The organism is Xanthomonas sp. NCPPB 2922 (assembly GCF_041520885.1).
Classification (GTDB): Bacteria; Pseudomonadota; Gammaproteobacteria; order Xanthomonadales; family Xanthomonadaceae; genus Xanthomonas; species Xanthomonas campestris.
Map to the genome: position 1 here is coordinate 354938 of NZ_JBGOFY010000001.1, position 18552 is coordinate 373489.

Here is an 18552-nt window from a genome sequence, read left to right on the forward strand (position 1 = left end):
TAGCAATTCGCTTGGCGGAGCCCTCAGCACGGCGTGTGATCGCGGCAGCGCATCCATGGGAACGCCTACACGCGAATCTGCCGCGCAGCTCACCGACCACATCGCGCGCATAGGCAGCAACCCCGTGAACGCCCCTCGCGCGCAAGCGCGCTCCTACGTCTTTGCCACACGGCTTAGCCGCGCGCTTCCAGCAGCTGCTCCAGCACGTACACCGGCGCTTCGCGTTCGTCGCCGCTGGCCGGATAGCGCGTCACGCGCAGCAAGGTGCGAATGCCGGGTTCGTGGGTGAAGCCCTCGATTGGCTGATCGAGCGGTTGCCAGCCATCGGCGCTGTCCTGCAGCACCGCCTGCGTCGCCTGCAAGTACTCGCGCACCTTTAGGCACTGGCGGGTGGGCTCCGTGGTGCAGGGCGCGGTGTCGCCGGCTACTTCGAGCCACACGGTTTGCCCGGGCCCCCGAAGCGGGTGTCTGCGGTGAGCTGGCCAGCGAACTCCAGGCGTGTGCCGTCGGTGCGGGTCAGGCGCAGGGTCGGCAGGGGGGCTGCGCTGTCCAGCGCCACCGCAAAGCGCCCCGAGAGAAGATCGCTGGCAGCGCGTTCCTGTGCCATCCGCCGCGATTGCGCGCACAGCCGTTTGCTCGACACCACCCGGCCGATCTGCAGGTGCGCGGCCTCCACGGTGTACGCCGCGCCGAGCGCATTGCAGGTCTGGCTGACCTGCAGGCGTTGCGCGGTGAAGTCCAGCTGCAGCGGTGGCATGCCATCGACGAACAGGCTGCGCAGGGCAGTGCCATGCGCATCGTGGGCGCGTTGCAGCTGCCAGTGATGGATCTGCAGGGCGGCGCGCAGCGGTGCGTCCTGGGCCGAAAGTTTGGGCATCGCGGTTGCGGCAGGAGTCGCTGACGCTGACTCATCCGCCGGCGCGGCAGGTGGCACGTCGCGCCCGCAGGCAGTTGCACCGATGGCCAGCAGGGCTGGCGCTAGCAACACGGCACGCATCAATGGCTCCCGGGCGGCGGACCCGCTCAGTGATACTGCCAGCGGGCCGCCGGGGCAATGACGGCCGTCACTGCCCCGGCATCGGCCGGCTCAGGCGGCCGGCAACCACAGCAGCAGCGCGACGCCGAGCAGGATGCGGTACACCGCAAATACCGTGAAGCGGTGCTTCTTGATGTAGCCCAGCAGCCACTTCACCACCACGAAACCGGTGAGGGTGGCCGCAATGAACGCCACCGACACATCGGTCCAGTTCTCGCTGCCAAAGCCGCCTTCCTTGTACATCTCCAGCAGCGCGTAACCGCTGGCAGCAAACATGGTGGGAATGCCGACCATGAACACAAAATCCGCCGCCGCCGAGCGCTTGCTCAGGCCCAGCAGCATGGCCAGGAAAATCGCCGAGGCCGAGCGCGAGGTGCCCGGAAACACGCCGGCCACCACCTGCGCCAGGCCAACTGCGATCGCCACCTTCCAGGTGACCACGTCGCGCTCGGGCAGCTTGCCGGCAAAGTGTTCGGCCACCAGCATCCACACGCCGCCGATCAGCAGCGCCCAGGCCACCGGCTGGATGGTTTCCGGCAATTGCCAGCCGGCTTTGCGCACGATCAGGCCGACCACCGCAGTGACCATAAAGGCCACGCCGATCTTGAGCACGTAGTCGCGATTGACGCGCTCACCCAGGCCGGTGGCCAGGGTCCACAGCTTTTGCCGCAGCGCCAGGCAGATCGCCAGGATCGCGCCGGCCTGGATGACGATATTGAAGAAATCCGAGCGGCGTCCGAGCCATTGTTCGGCGATCAGCAGGTGGCCGGTGCTGGAGATCGGCAGAAATTCGGTGAGGCCTTCGAGAATGCCCAGCAACAGGGCGGAAATGAGGTCGGACATCGGGCGGGAGAGGAGTGCGGGGGAGGCGAAAGGATAGTGCATTGCGGCATGCACCATTTCGGTGCACGATGGATTCGCTTAGCACCAAGATGGTGTTGAGCTTGGTTGAGCGATCTCGACTGAGGTCAGCAAAATCAACAACTTGTGAAGCGGCGCAATTTGGCATGGTCCCTGCTGTGGTACCGCCCACGAGCCACTTAACTCCTGCCGAGGTTTCTTCCGATGTCCGTGGAAAATGTTGAAAAGCTGATCAAGGACAACAAGGTCGAGTTTGTCGACCTGCGCTTCGTCGATATGCGTGGCGTGCAGCAGCACATCACCTTTCCGGCCAGCATCATCGAGCCGGCGTTGTTCGAAGAAGGCAAGATGTTCGACGGCAGCTCCATCGCGGGTTGGAAGGGCATCAACGAGTCGGACATGGTCCTGCTCCCGGACGCGGGCACCGCTTACCTGGATCCGTTCTTCGCCGATCCGACCATCGTGCTGACCTGCGACATCCTCGACCCGGCCACCATGCAGAGCTACGAGCGCGATCCGCGCGGCATTGCAAAGCGTGCCGAGGCCTATCTGAAGTCCTCCGGCACCGCCGACCAGGCGTTCTTCGGCCCGGAGCCGGAATTCTTCATCTTCGATTCGGTGCGCTTCGCCAATGACATGGGCCACACCTTCTTCCAGGTGGGTTCGGAAGAGGCGGCCTGGAACACCGGCGCCAAGTACGACGGCGGCAACAGCGGCTACCGTCCCGGCGTGAAGGGTGGCTACTTCCCGGTGCCGCCGACCGACACCCTGCACGACCTGCGTGCGGAAATGATCAAGACCCTGGAGCAGGTCGGCATCGAAACAGAGGTGCACCACCACGAGGTGGCGACCGCTGGCCAGTGCGAGATCGGCACCAAGTTCAGCTCGCTGGTGCAAAAAGCCGACGAACTGCTGACGATGAAGTACATCATCAAGAACGTGGCCTACCGCAACGGCAAGACCGCCACCTTCATGCCGAAGCCGATCGTCGGCGACAACGGCTCTGGCATGCACGTGCACCAGTCGCTGACCAAGGGTGGCGTGAACCTGTTCTCCGGCGACGGCTACGGCGGCCTGTCGCAGATGGCGCTGTGGTACATCGGCGGCATCTTCAAGCACGCCCGCGCCATCAATGCCTTCGCCAACTCCGGCACCAACAGCTACAAGCGTCTGGTCCCCGGTTACGAAGCGCCGGTGATGCTGGCCTATTCGGCGCGTAACCGCTCGGCCTCGTGCCGCATCCCGTGGGTGACCAACCCGAAGGCGCGCCGCATCGAAATGCGTTTCCCCGATCCGTTGCAGTCCGGCTACCTGACCTTCACCGCACTGATGATGGCCGGCCTGGACGGCATCAAGAACCAGATCGACCCGGGCGCACCGAGCGACAAGGACCTGTACGACCTGCCGCCGGAAGAAGAGAAGCTGATCCCGCAGGTGTGTTCCAGCCTGGATCAGGCCCTGGAGGCGCTGGACAAGGATCGCGAGTTCCTCAAGGCCGGTGGCGTGATGAGCGACGACTTCATCGACGGCTACATCGCATTGAAGATGCAGGAAGTCACCAAGTTCCGCGCCGCAACGCATCCGCTGGAGTACCAGCTGTACTACGGCAACTGAGTTCCACCGCGGTGATGGCGGAGGCCCCCCCTCCCACCTCCGCCATCGCCGCACATGTTCGAGGGTCCATGGCAGGTGCCGTGGGCCGCTAGGGGACGAGAGAGTACACAGCACGCGGTGCGCGGGCCTGACCTCTCCCACGAGGCGGATGCATCGCATCCGCTGGGGTCTGCGCCACCGTGTGACGATTCATCAGGAATCGGGGATGCCGGGGTTGGCATCCGGGTGAATGACACCGCCGGTCGGCGCAATGCCGGCCGGTTCTTTCCACCATTCGGGGTATGCGCATGAAATTGATCACCGCCATCATCCGGCCGTTCAAGCTCGACGAGGTCCGCGAGGCCCTGTCCGCAGCTGGCGTGTCGGGTATCACCGTTACCGAGGTCAAGGGCTTCGGCCGGCAGAAGGGCCATACCGAGTTGTACCGCGGCGCCGAGTACGTCGTGGATTTCCTGCCCAAGATCAAGATCGAGACGGTGGTGACCGACGACCGGCTGGATGCGGTGGTCGAGGCCATCCAGAACGCCGCCGGCACCGGCAAGATCGGCGACGGCAAAATCTTCGTGACCGCGATCGAGCAAGTCGTGCGTATCCGCACCGGCGAGATCGGCGCCGATGCGCTCTGACCCCACCCACCCCGGAGTCCCTATGAAGACAGGTCTTGTTGCCGGGTGGAAAGCCCGGTTCTACAGCGTCTGCATGTTGATGCTGTTCAGTGTGCTGGTGGTTGGCGGCTTGGGCAACGCGCAGGCTCAGTCCGGCGCGCAGGTCACCCCATTGCCGACCGAGCCGGTCACCACCGAACCGCTCCCCACCGCACAGCCGGCCGCCGCGCCGGTTGCGGCGGCCGAGGCGGCGCCGGTCGTGGAGAAGGGCGATGTCGCCTGGATGCTGACCTCCACGTTGCTGGTGCTGCTGATGGTGGTGCCGGGCCTGGCGCTGTTCTACGGCGGCATGGTGCGCGCCAAGAACGTGTTGTCGGTGCTGATCCAGGTGGCGGTGGTGTTCTCGCTGCTGGTGGTGCTGTGGGTGTTCTACGGCTACAGCCTGGCGTTCTCCGGCGAAGGCGCGTGGATCGGCAATCTGGACAAGGCCTTGCTCAAGGGTGTGACCATCGAGACCTTGTCGGCCACCTTCACCAAGGGCGTCAGCCTGCCGGAATACGTGTTCGTGGCGTTCCAGGCCACCTTCGCCGGCATCACCGGTGCGCTGATCGTCGGTGCCTTTGCCGAACGCGCCAAGTTCGCGGCGGTGCTGTTGTTCTCGGTGATCTGGTTCACCTTCGGGTACCTGCCGCTGGCGCACATGGTCTGGGCCACGGGCGGCTATCTGTTCGGCTTGGGCGCGCTGGATTTCGCCGGCGGCACGGTGGTGCACATCAACGCCGGTATCGCCGGTCTGGTGGGCGCCTACTTCGTCGGCAAGCGTGCCGGGTTGGGGCGTGAGGCGATCAAGCCGCACAACGTGACCCTGACCTTCGTCGGTGCGTCGCTGCTGTGGGTGGGCTGGTTCGGCTTCAACGCCGGTTCCAACCTGGAAGCCAATGCCGGTGCGGCGCTGGCCTTCCTCAACACCTTGCTGGCCACCGCAGCCGCGGTCCTGGGCTGGTCGCTCACCGAGAAGATCATCAAGGGCAAGTCCTCCGCCCTGGGCGTGGCCTCGGGCATGGTCGCCGGCCTGGTCGGCATCACGCCGGCCTGCGGCACGGTGGGCCCGTTCGGCGCGATCATCATTGGCCTGGCGGCCGGCGTGCTGTGCGTGTGGGGCGTCACTGGCCTCAAGCGCCTGCTTGGTGCCGACGACAGCCTGGACGTGTTCGGCGTGCATGGCCTGGGCGGCATCATCGGCGCGATCCTCACCGGCGTGTTCTCGGCGGCCTCGCTGGGCGGCCAGAAAGGTGGCGACTACGACATGCTGCATCAGGTCGGCATCCAGGCGCTGGGCGTGGGCATCACAGTGGGCTGGATCGGCGTGGTGTCGGTGGTGGGCTTTGTGGTCGCCAAGCTGGTGTTCGGCCTGCGCGTCACCGAAGAAGCCGAGCGTGAGGGGTTGGACATCACCTCGCACGGCGAAGCTGCTTACGAGTCCTGAGCATGACCGCCCGCGGCCAGCGTGCCGCGGGCCGCACGACGACCCGGCCGGAAGTGCCCGCGCCGGGTTTGCTGTCCCCCGGCCCGGCACCAAGCGCCGGGCCACGTTGCCGAGGTGCCTGCATGACCCGCCCCACGCCCCTCAGTCCCGAGTGGTTGCGCGCTGGCCCGCTGCACGTCCTCGCCCCAGTTCCCTCATCTCCGGGTATTGCCCCGTCGGCAGCTGGGCTGCGCCGGTCGGGCGGTGCTTGCACTAAATTGGTGCAATGCTGATGTCGTCATCCACGCCTTCCCTCGACAGCCTTGGTACGCCGGTGGCCTGGGCCGACCGCGACGGGCGCGTACTGGGGGTCAATCCCGCGTTCGCGCGCTGGCTCGGCGTGAGTGCGCGCCGGTTGGTGGACCAGCCGCTGGCCGCGTTGGAAGTGCAGGGCGACGCGCTGGCGCGCTTTCTGCTCAACGACGAGCGCGACATCCTGCGGCTGCACCGGCTGGCGCTGGGCCTGCCCAACGACGCGCCGCGCTTTGCCGAAGGCTGGCTGTCGCGGCTGGACGACGGCGGCTGGCTGCTGGAAACCCATCCGGTCGACGAATTCCCCGCTTTGGACCCCACCCACGCGTTGCCCAACGCATTGAGCGCGGCGCTGAAGGGCCTGGCCCACGAGCTGCGCAACCCGCTGGCCGGGCTCAAGGGTGCCGCCCAGTTGCTGGCGCGCCGCGCGGCCGGGCGCGACAAGGACGAGCGCGAGCTGATCGAGTTGATCGGCACCGAAATCGAACGCCTCAACACCCTGCTCGAACGCCTGCTCTCGCCCTCACCCCTACGCCCGCACGAGTGCCTCAATATCCATGTGGTGCTCGAACGCGTGCTGCGGCTAGCTGAGGCCGAAGGCGGCTGGTCGGTGCAGGTGCAGCGCGATTACGACCCCAGCATCCCCGACATCCTCGGCGACGTGGACCGGCTCACCCAGGCGGTGTGGAACCTGGTGCGCAACGCCTTCCAGGCCGGCGCCACCCGGGTGACCCTGCGCACCCGCGTCGAGCATGGCCAGCGCATCCGCGACCGCGTGCATGCCATGTCGCTGCGGCTGGAAATCATCGACGATGGCGGCGGCGTGCCTGAAGAACTGGCCGAGCACCTGTTCCTGCCGCTGGTCAGCGGGCGCGCCGAAGGTAGCGGGCTGGGCCTGGCGCTGGCGCAGCAGGTCTCGCGCGAACACCACGGCACGCTGACCTACCGCTCGCGGCCGGGCCATACCGTTTTCACCCTGCTGCTGCCCGAGCTGGCCGGCGATCACGACAAGGAGCATCTGCATGGCTGAGGCCGCCGCCGTATCCCACCGCATCTGGGTGGTCGACGACGACCGTTCGGTCCGCTTCGTGTTGTCCACCGCCTTGCGCGATGCCGGCTACGCGGTGGACGGCTTCGACAGCGCCGCCGCCGCGCTGCAGGCGCTGGCAATGCGGCCCACACCGGACCTGCTGTTCACCGACGTGCGCATGCCGGGCGAAGATGGCCTGACCCTGCTCGACAAGCTCAAGTCCAAGCACCCGCAGCTGCCGGTCATCGTGATGTCGGCCTACACCGATGTCGCCAGCACCGCCGGTGCCTTTCGCGGCGGCGCGCACGAATTCCTGTCCAAGCCGTTCGACCTGGACGATGCGGTGGCCTTGGCCGCGCGTGCACTGCCCGACGCCGATGCGGCGGTTGAAGACACGCTCGGCACGCCCGTGGCCGAAGGCTCGGCCGCGCTGATCGGCGACACCCCGGCGATGCAGGCCTTGTTCCGTGCAATCGGCCGGCTGGCGCAGGCGCCGTTGTCGGTGCTGATCAATGGCGAGACCGGCACCGGCAAGGAGCTGGTAGCGCGCGCGCTGCACAACGAATCGCCGCGTGCGCGCAAACCGTTTGTTGCGCTCAACACCGCCGCCATTCCGGCCGAGCTGCTGGAAAGCGAGTTGTTCGGCCACGAAACCGGCGCCTTCACCGGCGCTACCAAGCGGCATATCGGCCGCTTCGAACAGGCCGACGGCGGCACGCTGTTTCTGGATGAAATCGGCGACATGCCGCTGCCGCTGCAGACCCGATTGCTGCGCGTGCTGGCCGAGAACGAATTCTTCCGTGTCGGCGGGCGCGAGCTGATCCGCGTGGATGTGCGCGTGATCGCCGCCACCCACCAGGACCTGGAAGCCCTGGTCGAACAGGGCCGCTTCCGCGCCGATCTGCTGCATCGCCTGGACGTGGTGCGGCTGCAGCTGCCACCGCTGCGCGAACGCCGCGGCGACATCGCGCAGCTGGCGGAAAACTTCCTGGCCATGGCCGGGCGCAAGCTCGACATGCTGCCCAAGAGGTTGTCGTCTGCCGCGTTGGAGGCGCTACGTCAGTACGACTGGCCCGGCAACGTGCGCGAACTGGAAAACGTGTGCTGGCGCCTGGCCGCCCTGGCCACCGCAGACACCATCGATGTGGTGGATGTCGATGCCGCACTCGCGCGCGGTGGGCGCCGCGTGCGCGCCGGACGCAGCGATGGGCAATGGGACGAGATGCTTTCCAGCTGGGCGGCGCGGCGCCTGAGCGAAGGTGCGCAGGGCCTGCACGCCGAAGCCCGCGAACGCCTGGACAAAACCCTGCTCGAAGCCGCACTGCAACTCACCCAGGGCCGCCGCGCCGAAGCCGCCGCCCGCCTGGGCTTGGGCCGCAACACCGTAACCCGCAAGCTGGGGCCGGGGCGCAAGCGGCGCTGAGGTGCGTCGCGCGTCGTGTGGGTGTGCGGCGTGGCGCGGTCGCTGATGCCCGCAAGTCCTCGTGTCCTGGCGTACGTGTCTCCGCACGTCCACCCGCCAGCAGGGCGAGCGGATTGCGCGGTTGGAGCAGGAGGTTTTCGTCGCTCACGCGAGCCTGCTGTGCGCCATTGAGTGTCCTGCTCACCAACGGCGCGCACACAACAACGCCACGGCCAAGCAGGCCAGGTGCTGCATCAATCTGTGCAGAGGGGAACGTATGTCAGTCCCGCGTGCTGCAGCGACTTGCGGCGTGCGCCAGCAGGCGCTAGACGCGCGAGGCATGCAGTCGTATCGGGCTAGTGCGCATGCGGCATTCGCGTTGAATGCGCCGTGGAAAGTCCCGCCCGCTGATCGTACGCGTGCGCGACATCGGCGACGGCAACCACGTGAGCATCATGTCACTTCCGCGCGTTGCAGCTGTTTGCGGCGAGCCCGCAGCAGTCGCTAGACGCGCTATGCATGCAGTCGTATCTGGCTACCGCGCGTTTGGCGTTCGCGTTGATTGCGCCGGGAGAAGTCCAACCCATTGATCGTGCGGGCGCTGGACATGGCGGCGACAGGCAGTCGGTGCGCCCTGGAATTGCGCATCTGCAGATGAGTGGATTGCCAGTCGATCACCCTGTAGCTGCACTGCTCAAAACGCTGGAAACCGCAGCCTGCGCACAACCCGCGCACGCCGCTTGCCTGTAGCGCCGTGCCGCACCGGTTTCTCGCATGACGCGCGTACGTCAGCACCTGATCGGCGCGGTGCGCGATGCGCTTGAGGCCTATCCCGCTGGCCCATTGCCCGCCGATGCCGGCGAGGCGGCCTTCCATGCCAAGGCCTTGCAGCGCTTCGATGCGCTGGCGCAGGCACGCGATGTGGCACTGCCGCCGGGTGTGTCGATTGCGTGGTCACGGCGCTTCGGGTTGCACTGCTGCCTGCAGAACCGATGCCGCGCGCATGCCGCATCACGGGTTGCACGTCGCGCATTAGTCAATCAGCACCGGCGCCCCCCGTCATCGGTGACTCCATCCGCGTCTGTCACCGTACACTGCCGGCCTGCCACACGGCGCATTTCATGACACGTGAACATGCGCCCGCATAGGTTTCAGCCTGATCAGGAGAACAGCTCGATGCGCTACCGGTCGTCCACCGTCGTTGCCCTTACCGCTTTGGCACTGGCTGCCTGCAGCAGCACGCCACCTGCGCCCCCGACGCCGCCGCCGGTGCCTGCGCGGGTGGTTCCCGTGCGCGCGGTGCAGCAGGCCGAAGCGCCGCTGGCATCGGCCTCGGGTAGCCTGGTGAGTGGCCGGGTGGTGTTGGTGCCTGCGCTGCGCGGCATTCGCCTCACCGGCACCGTCGGTGGTCTGCGGCCCGGTGCGGTCGCCGGCTTCCATGTGCATGAGCGTGGCGATTGCAGCGCGGCCGATGCCAGCAGCGCCGGTGGGCATTTCAATCCCACCGGCGCAGCGCACGGCCGTGCCGGCAACGGTACCCACCATCTGGGCGACATGGACAACCTGCGCGCCGACGCGGAAGGCGTGGCGCATCTGGACATGATCCTGAGCGATATCACCCTGGGCGACGCCGCGCCCAGCGACGTACTCGGCAAGGCGCTGATCGTGCATGCCGATGCCGACGACTACCGCAGCCAGCCCAGCGGCAACGCCGGTGCGCGGCTGGCCTGTGGCGTCATCCGTGCCACCAAGTGGCAGACACCGCCTTCGCAGCCCTGAGCCGTGGGCACCCATGCCGCCCCCGCGGCGTCTTTTGAGGAGTGATTCATGCGTATTCTTCCCACCACCCTGTTCCTGGCCACCGCGCTGGTCCTGACGGCCTGCAAACGCGACGAGCCCGCCCCGGCCGAACCAGCGCCCGCCCCGCAGGCCGGCACCCCGGCCGAAGCCGCCCACGGCGGCGAGCATGCCGCCTCGATGGTCACCGAAGCGGCGGCCACCACCACCGCTACCGCCGAGCTCAAACCGACCAAGGGCAATGAGGTCAAGGGCACAGTCACCTTCAAGACCGTGGACGGCGCGCTGCGGGTCACCGGCCAACTGAGCGGGCTCAAGCCCAACAGTGAGCACGGCTTCCACATCCACGAGAAGGGCGACTGCAGTGCGCCGGACGGCAGCAGCGCCGGCGGCCACTTCAACCCGGCCCAGACCGACCACGGCATGGTCGGCGCCGACCCGCATCACGGTGGCGACATGCCCAACATCAAGGCCGATGCGCAGGGCAATGCCAGCATCGACGGCCCGGTGGCGAGCAACGTCAACCTGGGCAAGGCCGACCAGTCCGACATCGCCGGCCACGCCGTGATCGTCCACGCCGACCCGGACGACTACAAGACCCAGCCCACCGGCAACGCCGGCGCCCGCCTGGCCTGCGGCGTGATCACCACTGATAACGCGCCCGCACCGACCAAGTAATGGTCAATGGTCACGCCGCGGTGGATGCCACGGCGTGACCACACAGCGATGCCCACAGAACACGTAGCACCGTAGGAGCGCGCTTGCGCGCGATGAATCTTTACCGGGAACGCGCCCTCACCGATAACGCCACATCGCGCGCAAGCGCGCTCCTACCGGTGTCTTGGCGGCTCACGAGCCGACGGCGGCGATGCACTCAGCGACCTGCGCATCACCAGGGCGACCGCTTGCTATCGCACACCGTGGGTACAACGCGATGCTTACAGAACACGCAGCTCCGTAGGAGCGCGCTTGCGCGCGATGAAGCTTTACCGGGAACGCGCCCTCACCGATAACGCTTCATCGCGCGCAAGCGCGCTCCTACCGGTGTCTTGGCGGCTCACGAGCCGACGGCGGCGATCACTCAGCAACCTACGCATCAACAGGGCGACCGCTTGCTATCGCACACCATGGGTGTAACGCGATGCCTGCAGAACACGTAGCACCGTAGGAGCGCGCTAGCGCGCGATGAAGCTTCACCGAAGGCGCAGCCTCCCGGTAAGGCCCCGTCGCGCGCAAGCGCGCTCCTACCAGTGTCTTGGCGGCTCACGAGCCGACGGCGGCGATGCACTCAGCAACCTGCGCGTCACCAGGGCGACCGCTTGCTATCGCACACCGTGGTGCAACGCGATGCCTACAGAACACGTAGCACCGTAGGAGCGCGCTCGCGCGCGATGAAGCTTTACTAGGAACGCGCCCTCACCGATAACGCCCCGTCGCGCGCAAGCGCGCTCCTACCAGTGTCTTGGCGGCTCACGAGCCGACGGCGGCGATGCACTCAGCAACCTGCGCATCAACAGGGCGACCGCTTGCTATCGCACACCATGGGTGTAACGCGATGCCTGCAGAACACTTAGCACCGTAGGAGCGCGCTAGCGCGCGATGAAGCTTTACCGGGAACGCGCCCTCACCGATAACGCCACATCGCGCGCAAGCGCGCTCCTACGCGTGCAATGTTGACTCGCGCGCTTAGGACCGAGATGTATTCAAGCGCCTGGCGCGACGAGACTGCCGCCTGCTCACCAAGCCAGTTGAATCGGTCTGATGACGCGCGTTCTTGATCCCATGCGCAGCACACAGCACACAGCACACAGCACACAGCACACAGCACGCCGCGATAGGCGCACCGCACCAATTAAAAACGCCTCAATAATTAGGCCAAAGCCCCGGTGTCGCCAATTCGACCAGATGGTCGTCGGGATCGCGGAAATACACGCTGTGGCCACCGTCTGGCCACTGCGTGCGGCCTTCAATGGCGACATCGCACGCGTGCAAATGCGCTTCCCAGGCCGCCAGCGACTCGGTGGCGATCGCCAACGCGTAATGGGTGTGCCCGTGTCCGTCGTGCGGCGGAATGGTGCCGCCTGGCAGGCGGACGGTGGTGGTCGTGCTGCCTTGCAGGAACAGCAGCAACACCTGCGCAGGCGCAACCGCATAGGCGGCCATGCGTGCATCGCGGTGCATCGGCTGCAAGCCCAGCACCTGCGCGTAGAACGCACAGGCGCGGTCGAGATCGGCCACATACACGCCGGTCTCCAGCATCCCGCGCAGGGCGGGTGCGGTGGAGGCCGGCGCCGAGGTCATGCGGCCAGCGCCTGCCGCGGATCCTGGCCGGGCTCCACATGCACGTACAGCACCGGCAAGCCATGGGCTTCCAGCACGGCAGCCATCTGCCGCTGACGGGCGAGGTATTGCTCATAAACGCCGCGCAGGCGTTCGCAATTTTCGCGCTCGTGTGCGTAGTGGTCGCACCAGCCAGCGGGGTCGAACAAGGCAATGCGCACTTCGCCGCCGACATAGCGCAGCACCGGCTCGGGCGACTGATCCAGCCACTCTTCAGTTTGCGGGGCGAGCAGCGCGGCTTCGATCAGCGGCCACAGCGGCGCCAGGCCCTGGTTGTCGTACTGCATCGACATCATCGCCGCCAGGTCGTGCCCGGTGAGATAACGCGCGTGCTCGATACGCGCACCGAAGCTTTCCTGTGCCAACAACGCGGTATCGGCCTGGGCCATGCCCTGCGCCAGCAGCACTTCTTCCATGGCATCGGCCACGGTCGCCAGCGTCTGCGGATCACCGGAGAACAGGAACGGCAGCACCCGCAGGCCGCCGCCGGTGAGCTGCGCATCGGCCTGGAATGGCAGCGGAATCTCGCCGTGCGCATCGGCACCGAATGCCAGCACGCGCGGGCCTTCATCGCGGCCCGGGGCGCGTGCATGCAGTTCTTCCAGGCGGCGGTGCAGCGGCCAGCCCGGTCGCAGCACTTCGGCGGGATCGAAATGCGCCATCGCCACGCTGAGCTCCAGCGCGCGGACTTCAGGAATCCACTGGGCCAGGTCGCGGCCGATGCGCTCGGCCAGCATGCCGGCCTGCGCAGGCGCCAGCGCCCCACGCGTGGGGGCGGTCCCGCCCGTCAGTTCCAGCGCCAGGACACCCATGGCGGTCATGCCGTATTCGGTCGTACTCATGATTCGCGGTTGGCCCATCACAGGGTCGAAGCTACACTGCGGCCATTATGCCTGCCGGCCCTGTGCAGGCCATGTCCCCGAGTCCCTCATGCAAGGTCAGCCGATGCCCGCAGCCCGTCCCGTCGCCATCCTGGGCGGCGTTCGTATCCCGTTCTGTCGCCAGAACACCGCATACGCGGACGTGGGCAACCTGGGCATGTCGGTGCGCACGCTGGGCGCGCTGGTCGAACGCTTCGGGCTGCATGGCCAGCAATTGGGCGAGGTGGCGATGGGGGCGGTGATCAAGCATTCCTCCGACTGGAACCTCGCCCGCGAAGCCGCGCTGTCGTCGGGCCTGTCGCCGCTGACGCCGGGCATCACCCTGCAGCGCGCCTGTGGCACCAGCCTGGATTCGGTAATCACCATCGCCAACAAGATCGCGCTGGGGCAGATCGACTCGGGCATCGGCGGCGGCTCGGACACCACCTCCGAGGTGCCGATCGTCTACGGCAAGAAGCTGCGGGCGCGCCTGCTGGCCGCCAACCGCGCCAAGGCCACCGGCGACAAGCTCAAGGCGCTGCTGCGTGGTTTCAAGCTGGGCGAGCTCAAGCCCGAGTTCCCCGGCGTGGCCGAGCCGCGCACCGGCAAGAGCATGGGCGAACACTGCGAAGACATGGCCAAGGAATGGAACATCTCGCGTGATTCGCAGGACGAATGGGCGGTGGCCTCGCACCACAAGTTGGCGGCTGCGTATGAGCGCGGGTTTTTCGATGCGCTGATTGCCCCGTTCCGTGGCGTGTCGCGCGACAACATCCTGCGCGCCGACACCTCGCTGGAAAAGCTGGCCACGTTGCGCCCGGCGTTCGACAAGACCTCTGGCCGCGGCACGCTCACCGCCGCCAATTCCACCCCGCTCACCGATGGCGCCGCCGCGGTGCTGTTGTCCAGCGAAGCCTGGGCGCTGGCCCATGGCCACACGCCGATGGCCTACCTGCGCGATGCACAGGTCTCGGCGGTGGATTTCGTGCATGGCGAGGGCCTGCTGATGGCGCCCACGGTTGCGGTGCCGCAGATGCTGGCGCGGCACGGGCTGACCTTGCAGGACTTCGACATCTACGAGATCCACGAAGCCTTCGCCGCGCAGGTACTGTGCACGCTGCGCGCCTGGGAGAGCGAGGATTACTGCCGCAATCGCCTGGGACTGGACGCGCCGCTGGGCCGCATCGACCCGGACAAGATCAACCCGCTGGGCTCGTCGCTGGCCACCGGCCACCCCTTCGCCGCCACCGGCGCGCGCGTGGTGGCAACGGCCGCTAAGCAGCTGGAAGAACGCGGCGGCGGCCGTGCGTTGATTTCGATCTGCACCGCCGGCGGTATGGGCGTGGTGGCCATCGTCGAGCGCTGACGCTGCTGCGCAGCGTGGGATTGGGCATTCGGGATTGGGGATTCGCAAAAGCAGACGCGGACTCCTGATTTTACGAATCCCCAATTCCCAATCTCCAATCCCAAACCTGCAAGGACGCATGGATGTCGACTGACGAGTTCCGCGAGCCACCCAGCCTGTACCTGCCGCCGGCGAACGGCGATGTGTGGCGCGAGGGCGACGCGCTGGTGTGTACGGCGGGCGCCAATCTGCCGCCACGGTGCGTCAAGTGCAACGCGCCGGCCGACATGCCGCCACGTCGCTACATCTTTCATTGGCACCATCCGGTGATCTACGCGGCGCTGCTGCTGGGCGTGCTGCCGTACGTGATCCTGGCCATCGCGCTACGCAAGCGCAGCGCGCACGTGCTTACCCTGTGCGCGCAACACGAGCGCCGCCGCGTGCGTTATGTCGCAGTGGCGATGGCATCGGTGTTGGCATTGCTGGTGTGCGGGCTCTCGATCGATAGCCAGTTCCGGTGGCTGATCGGTGCCGGCGTGATGGCGGTGATGCTGTTGATCGGCCCCCTGGGGTCGCGCGTGTTGTCGCCGACGCAGGTCGACCACGTGCAGGCACGGTATCTGGGTGCCTGCGATGCATTCCTGAGCGATCTGCCGCCACTGCCGCAGGCAAAGCGCCAGCGTTGATGCAATGTGGCGCAGCCGTGGCGTGCGCCGCTGCAAGGCCGAACAATTGCAGCGATTACACGAGGCGATCGTCCGGCGTGATCGGGCCGGATGGGGGTGTTTCATGGGCCACCACGATCGGGCCGCGGATGGATTGCTGCGGCATGATCTCCAGCACCGGTTCGCCGCGCGCGGCGCGCAGTGCGTTGGCGTAGCAGTGCTGCGCGGAGAGCAGATCACCGGCCGCTGCAAACCCGTGGCCCAGTTCTTCCCAGGCATCGGCACCGGCGCCATTGGCCAGTGCGCGGTGCAGGAATTCTTCGGCCTGCGACCACTGTTGCTGATGGCGCGACAGGCGGGCCAGGGTGAGCAGCAGCCCGGGGCTGTCCGGATGCTGGGTCAGCCAGCGCTGCGCACTGGCACGCCGCGAATCGTATTTTTCCAGCGGCAACACGCCGTACAGGCGCACCAGCGATTCGTCCCACTGCGTATCCAGCGCCTGTTCCAGGCTGTGCACCGCGGCATCGTCCCAGTGCAGCACGGCCGCACGTTGGGCATAGGCGCCAACGACCGCCGGGTAGGTGCGCAGTGCTTTCGGCAACGCTTCCCAGCGTTCGGCCAGGGCGTTGGCATCGCCGGCCTGCAGCAAGGTCTGCTCGGCCAATGTGGCTTCCAGTGCGCTGTAGGCCTCCGGCGCCAACACCGCCTGCTGACGCAGGGCGCCGAGTTGGCCATAGGCCTCGTCGGCGCGTCCGATCTGCGCCAGTGCATGCGTGCGCAGCAACAGGCCGCGGGCCGGCAGCGGCTGGGCGGCGGCGCTGTCGAGCGCATTGATCGCATCGACCGGGCGCTGCTGCGCCAGATGCCGCTCGCCTTGCAGCAGTGCGTGTGCGGTGGGGTCGCGCTCGGCCAACTGCTGCGCCAGCGATGTGGCCGAGGCCACGTCACCGCGCGCATCGGCCACGCGCACGGCGCTGGCCAAGGCGATGCCGCTGACTTCTTCGTCCTCGCTGGCGTTGACCAGCAGGCGCTCGGCACGCTGCCATTGACCGTGATCGGCAGCGCGCAGGCCTTCGATCAGGCGCGCACGGCCCTTCTTGCGGCGGTATTTGCCCCAGACCCGGAACGGCAGGCTGATCAACGTCCACAACAGCCACAGCACCAGCAGCGCGATGACCAGAATCAGCACCGCCTGCGGCATGGCGGTGCGGTAATCGTTGCCGCCCACGCTGACCACCACATTGCCCAGGTCGTAGCTGTTCTGGTGCGACAGCCATTGCGCGCCCAGCACACCCAGCGCCACGGCAGCCAGCAGGATCAAGACGGTACGCAGCACTTTCATTGTGTGGATCTCCCTTCACGCATGGCCTGCAGTTGCAGCAGGGTGGTGCCCAGTTCCGGCAGGCGCGGACGCAGTGGCGCTTGTTGCAGTTCGCGCAGGCGCGTGCGTGCCTGGCGGCGCTGTGGCGAGTCTGGCCACAGCCGCGTGGTCCAGGTGTCCACGCGCCGTAAGGCCTGCGCGAACCCCTGCGCATCACCGCGCTCGGCGGCTGCACGTGCCACGCTGACTTCGATCTGCAGCGCATCGCGCGCGGCCGTGCGCTCGCCGCCGGTGATCAACGCATCGCCACGGCTCGGGCGGATTTCCACCAGGGGCGAGAGGGCCTTCTGCCACCAGGGCAGTGCGGCCTCGCTGTCCTGCGCGCTCTGCTCGGGCAGGCGCTGCAGGTCCGTTGCCAGGCGATCCAGCCCTTCACCAACCTGCGCCTGCGGGCCGGGACCCAGGCGATCGAGCGCGTCGCGCTCCTGCACCAGCGCCTGACGCAGATTGAGATAGCCCGGGTCGTCGATGCCGTTGAGCGCGCCATTGGCCAAGGCGTAGGCGCGTCGTGCGCCATCGGCATCGCCGGCGATGCTCAGCCGCTGCTGGCCAAGCCGCAGCAGCAATTCCACCTCGTCCAGCCGCAGCGCCTGGGCGCCATGCCGGTTGGGATCGGCCAACTTCTGCACAGTGTCTTCGAGCAATGCGCTGCGCTGGCTCAGCCCAAGCATTTCATCGCGCAGCACGCGGTTGGTGGCGGCGGCATCCTGCAGGCGTTCGTTGGCCAGACGCTGGTCGCGGCGCAGGGTGTCGAGCAGTTGCTGGGTCCCGTCCCAGCGTTGCTGCTGCGCCTGGGTGGCCTGGATCTGGGTGTCCTGGTAGCTCTGCCATGCGCGCCACCCGAGAAACAGCGCCGCGCCCACGGCCACGATCGCCACGACGAGCAGCAGCCGGGCCAGGGGGAAACGTCGCGCAGGAGCGGGCATGTCGGTCATTCGGGCATCCTCGGGCGGTCACGACAGGCGCAGGCGCCGCAGTCATCCGCCACAGCATGGCGTGTGGCCACAGACACCTGCAAGCTGTGCTTGAGTCCGCAGTTCAGCAAGGTGGCGGCGGCGTCATGATCGCAGCCGCGGCGGCCGCCAATTGCGCAGGCAGTGGGCCTTCGGCGCGATGGACCTGCACGAAGCCCGCAGCGCGCGCGGCTTCCAGCATGCGGTCGCTGGAGGCGACCACCGGGCGGATCTTCAATGCAGTGGCCAATGACGGCGGCAGCTGCTGCACGATCAACATCAGCGCTTCACTGCTGCTCAAGGCCATCACGCTGCGTGGCAACGCGGCCTCCAACGCATGCAGCGTCGATGCGCGCAGCCGGAGCGCAACACGCTGATACACATCTGCGCGCAGGATCCGCGCACCGCGCTGCTCCAGCGCCGGTGCCAGCATGCCGCGGCCGCCGGGCGCGGTGACCAGGCCCACGGCGTGCAGCGGGGGATTGAACGCCGGCAGTGCCAGCAGGCCTTCGCTGTCCATGCGCGCCGGGCGCACCACCGCGTCGATCCCGCAGGTCTGCAGCGCCCGCGCCGTACCTTCGCCCACGCTTGCCCACTGGGCCGGTTCAGGCCGCTGCAGGGGCAGCAACCGGTGCGCCGCATGCACGGCGGCCGGGCTGGTGAACACGACAATCGGCGCTCCCAGTGCGTGCCGCAGCGCATCGCGTGCCTGCGGCGTGTCGTTGATCTGCAGGCGCCATGGCGACACCGCCAGCAACTGGCCGCCATGCCGGGCCACCGCACGCCGCAGTGGCGCGTGCTCGCCGCTGGGACGCAGCGACAGCAGGGTCCAGGACGTGGCAGTTGTGCGCGTGTGGGTCATCTCGGGATTATGCGAGAGCAGCAC

16 protein-coding genes and 2 pseudogenes are annotated in these 18552 nt (G+C 67.4%); 10 read left to right on the plus strand and 8 right to left on the minus strand.

The window, feature by feature from the left end; all coding sequences use genetic code 11:
- Positions 1-173: 173 nt before the first annotated feature.
- Positions 174-997: pseudogene (locus tag ACD584_RS01465) on the minus strand (META domain-containing protein).
- A gap of 90 nt (positions 998-1087) precedes the next feature.
- Positions 1088-1879 (minus strand): undecaprenyl-diphosphate phosphatase, encoded by a 792-nt coding sequence (locus tag ACD584_RS01470; RefSeq protein WP_076037482.1) that lies wholly within the window; start codon positions 1877-1879, stop codon positions 1088-1090.
- 222 nt (positions 1880-2101) lie between these two features.
- On the opposite strand from ACD584_RS01470, the gene glnA reads away from it, so the two are divergent.
- The 5 genes from glnA (at position 2102) to ntrC (ending at position 8346) form a co-directional block, all read left to right on the plus strand.
- Positions 2102-3511: a type I glutamate--ammonia ligase gene (gene glnA, locus ACD584_RS01475; protein WP_011035442.1), complete on the plus strand. Its 1410-nt coding sequence runs from the start codon at positions 2102-2104 to the stop codon at positions 3509-3511.
- Between the two features lie 287 nt (positions 3512-3798).
- Entirely contained in the window at positions 3799-4137 is a 339-nt protein-coding gene (locus ACD584_RS01480; protein WP_002808480.1) for a P-II family nitrogen regulator, read from the plus strand.
- Between the two features lie 22 nt (positions 4138-4159).
- Positions 4160-5602, plus strand: coding sequence for an ammonium transporter (locus ACD584_RS01485; protein WP_040940348.1), 1443 nt, complete (start codon positions 4160-4162; stop codon positions 5600-5602).
- 265 nt (positions 5603-5867) lie between these two features.
- Positions 5868-6923, plus strand: a complete 1056-nt coding sequence (locus ACD584_RS01490) for a nitrogen regulation protein NR(II) (RefSeq protein WP_175611740.1) — start codon at positions 5868-5870, stop codon at positions 6921-6923.
- Positions 6916-8346 (plus strand): nitrogen regulation protein NR(I), encoded by a 1431-nt coding sequence (gene ntrC / locus ACD584_RS01495; protein WP_076037480.1) that lies wholly within the window; start codon positions 6916-6918, stop codon positions 8344-8346. Before ACD584_RS01490 ends, ntrC begins: the two co-directional genes overlap by 8 nt.
- Before the next feature lie 492 nt (positions 8347-8838).
- Here ntrC and ACD584_RS01500 read toward each other — a convergent pair whose 3' ends face one another.
- Positions 8839-9201, minus strand: a complete 363-nt coding sequence (locus tag ACD584_RS01500; protein ID WP_175611739.1) for a hypothetical protein — start codon at positions 9199-9201, stop codon at positions 8839-8841.
- Between ACD584_RS01500 and ACD584_RS01505 the strand changes: the two are divergent.
- The 3 genes and pseudogenes from ACD584_RS01505 to ACD584_RS01515 form a co-directional block, all read left to right on the plus strand.
- Positions 9121-9300, plus strand: a pseudogene (locus ACD584_RS01505) (hypothetical protein); the annotation flags it as partial. The gene ACD584_RS01500 and the pseudogene ACD584_RS01505 overlap by 81 nt on opposite strands.
- Positions 9301-9501: 201 nt before the next feature.
- On the plus strand, positions 9502-10104 hold the full coding sequence (locus ACD584_RS01510; protein WP_070689325.1) for a superoxide dismutase family protein: 603 nt from the start codon (positions 9502-9504) through the stop codon (positions 10102-10104).
- Between the two features lie 48 nt (positions 10105-10152).
- On the plus strand, positions 10153-10800 hold the full coding sequence (locus ACD584_RS01515; RefSeq protein ID WP_116923809.1) for a superoxide dismutase family protein: 648 nt from the start codon (positions 10153-10155) through the stop codon (positions 10798-10800).
- Positions 10801-11985: 1185 nt separating this feature from the next.
- On the opposite strand, the gene ACD584_RS01520 is transcribed toward ACD584_RS01515, so the two are convergent.
- Together ACD584_RS01520 and ACD584_RS01525 are read right to left on the minus strand one after the other, a co-directional pair.
- On the minus strand, positions 11986-12423 hold the full coding sequence (locus ACD584_RS01520; protein WP_016944701.1) for a VOC family protein: 438 nt from the start codon (positions 12421-12423) through the stop codon (positions 11986-11988).
- Positions 12420-13304, minus strand: coding sequence for a hypothetical protein (locus tag ACD584_RS01525; RefSeq protein ID WP_175611738.1), 885 nt, complete (start codon positions 13302-13304; stop codon positions 12420-12422). Before ACD584_RS01525 ends, ACD584_RS01520 begins: the two co-directional genes overlap by 4 nt.
- Before the next feature lie 88 nt (positions 13305-13392).
- Between ACD584_RS01525 and ACD584_RS01530 the strand changes: the two genes are divergently transcribed.
- Entirely contained in the window at positions 13393-14688 is a 1296-nt protein-coding gene (locus ACD584_RS01530) for an acetyl-CoA C-acetyltransferase (RefSeq protein ID WP_012437008.1), read from the plus strand.
- Positions 14689-14810: 122 nt separating this feature from the next.
- On the plus strand, positions 14811-15353 hold the full coding sequence (locus ACD584_RS01535) for a hypothetical protein (protein ID WP_175611737.1): 543 nt from the start codon (positions 14811-14813) through the stop codon (positions 15351-15353).
- Positions 15354-15408: 55 nt separating this feature from the next.
- On the opposite strand, the gene ACD584_RS01540 is transcribed toward ACD584_RS01535, so the two are convergent.
- The 3 genes from ACD584_RS01540 to ACD584_RS01550 form a co-directional block, all read right to left on the minus strand.
- Entirely contained in the window at positions 15409-16674 is a 1266-nt protein-coding gene (locus ACD584_RS01540) for a heme biosynthesis protein HemY (RefSeq protein ID WP_076037477.1), read from the minus strand.
- Positions 16671-17648, minus strand: coding sequence for a uroporphyrinogen-III C-methyltransferase (locus ACD584_RS01545; RefSeq protein ID WP_076037476.1), 978 nt, complete (start codon positions 17646-17648; stop codon positions 16671-16673). Before ACD584_RS01545 ends, ACD584_RS01540 begins: the two co-directional genes overlap by 4 nt.
- A 103-nt stretch (positions 17649-17751) precedes the next feature.
- On the minus strand, positions 17752-18552 hold the full coding sequence (locus ACD584_RS01550; RefSeq protein ID WP_076037475.1) for a uroporphyrinogen-III synthase: 801 nt from the start codon (positions 18550-18552) through the stop codon (positions 17752-17754).

Coding starts and splice junctions, on each gene's coding strand:
- ACD584_RS01480 (WP_002808480.1), top strand. CDS start 3,799: ATGAAATTGATCACCGCCATCATCCGGCCGTTCAAGCTCGACGAGGTC.
- glnA (WP_011035442.1), top strand. CDS start 2,102: ATGTCCGTGGAAAATGTTGAAAAGCTGATCAAGGACAACAAGGTCGAG.
- ACD584_RS01490 (WP_175611740.1), top strand. CDS start 5,868: ATGCTGATGTCGTCATCCACGCCTTCCCTCGACAGCCTTGGTACGCCG.
- ntrC (WP_076037480.1), top strand. CDS start 6,916: ATGGCTGAGGCCGCCGCCGTATCCCACCGCATCTGGGTGGTCGACGAC.
- ACD584_RS01545 (WP_076037476.1), bottom strand. CDS start 17,648: ATGACCGACATGCCCGCTCCTGCGCGACGTTTCCCCCTGGCCCGGCTG.
- ACD584_RS01470 (WP_076037482.1), bottom strand. CDS start 1,879: ATGTCCGACCTCATTTCCGCCCTGTTGCTGGGCATTCTCGAAGGCCTC.
- ACD584_RS01510 (WP_070689325.1), top strand. CDS start 9,502: ATGCGCTACCGGTCGTCCACCGTCGTTGCCCTTACCGCTTTGGCACTG.
- ACD584_RS01520 (WP_016944701.1), bottom strand. CDS start 12,423: ATGACCTCGGCGCCGGCCTCCACCGCACCCGCCCTGCGCGGGATGCTG.
- ACD584_RS01525 (WP_175611738.1), bottom strand. CDS start 13,304: ATGAGTACGACCGAATACGGCATGACCGCCATGGGTGTCCTGGCGCTG.
- ACD584_RS01535 (WP_175611737.1), top strand. CDS start 14,811: ATGTCGACTGACGAGTTCCGCGAGCCACCCAGCCTGTACCTGCCGCCG.
- ACD584_RS01485 (WP_040940348.1), top strand. CDS start 4,160: ATGAAGACAGGTCTTGTTGCCGGGTGGAAAGCCCGGTTCTACAGCGTC.
- ACD584_RS01515 (WP_116923809.1), top strand. CDS start 10,153: ATGCGTATTCTTCCCACCACCCTGTTCCTGGCCACCGCGCTGGTCCTG.
- ACD584_RS01540 (WP_076037477.1), bottom strand. CDS start 16,674: ATGAAAGTGCTGCGTACCGTCTTGATCCTGCTGGCTGCCGTGGCGCTG.
- ACD584_RS01530 (WP_012437008.1), top strand. CDS start 13,393: ATGCAAGGTCAGCCGATGCCCGCAGCCCGTCCCGTCGCCATCCTGGGC.
- ACD584_RS01500 (WP_175611739.1), bottom strand. CDS start 9,201: ATGGAAGGCCGCCTCGCCGGCATCGGCGGGCAATGGGCCAGCGGGATA.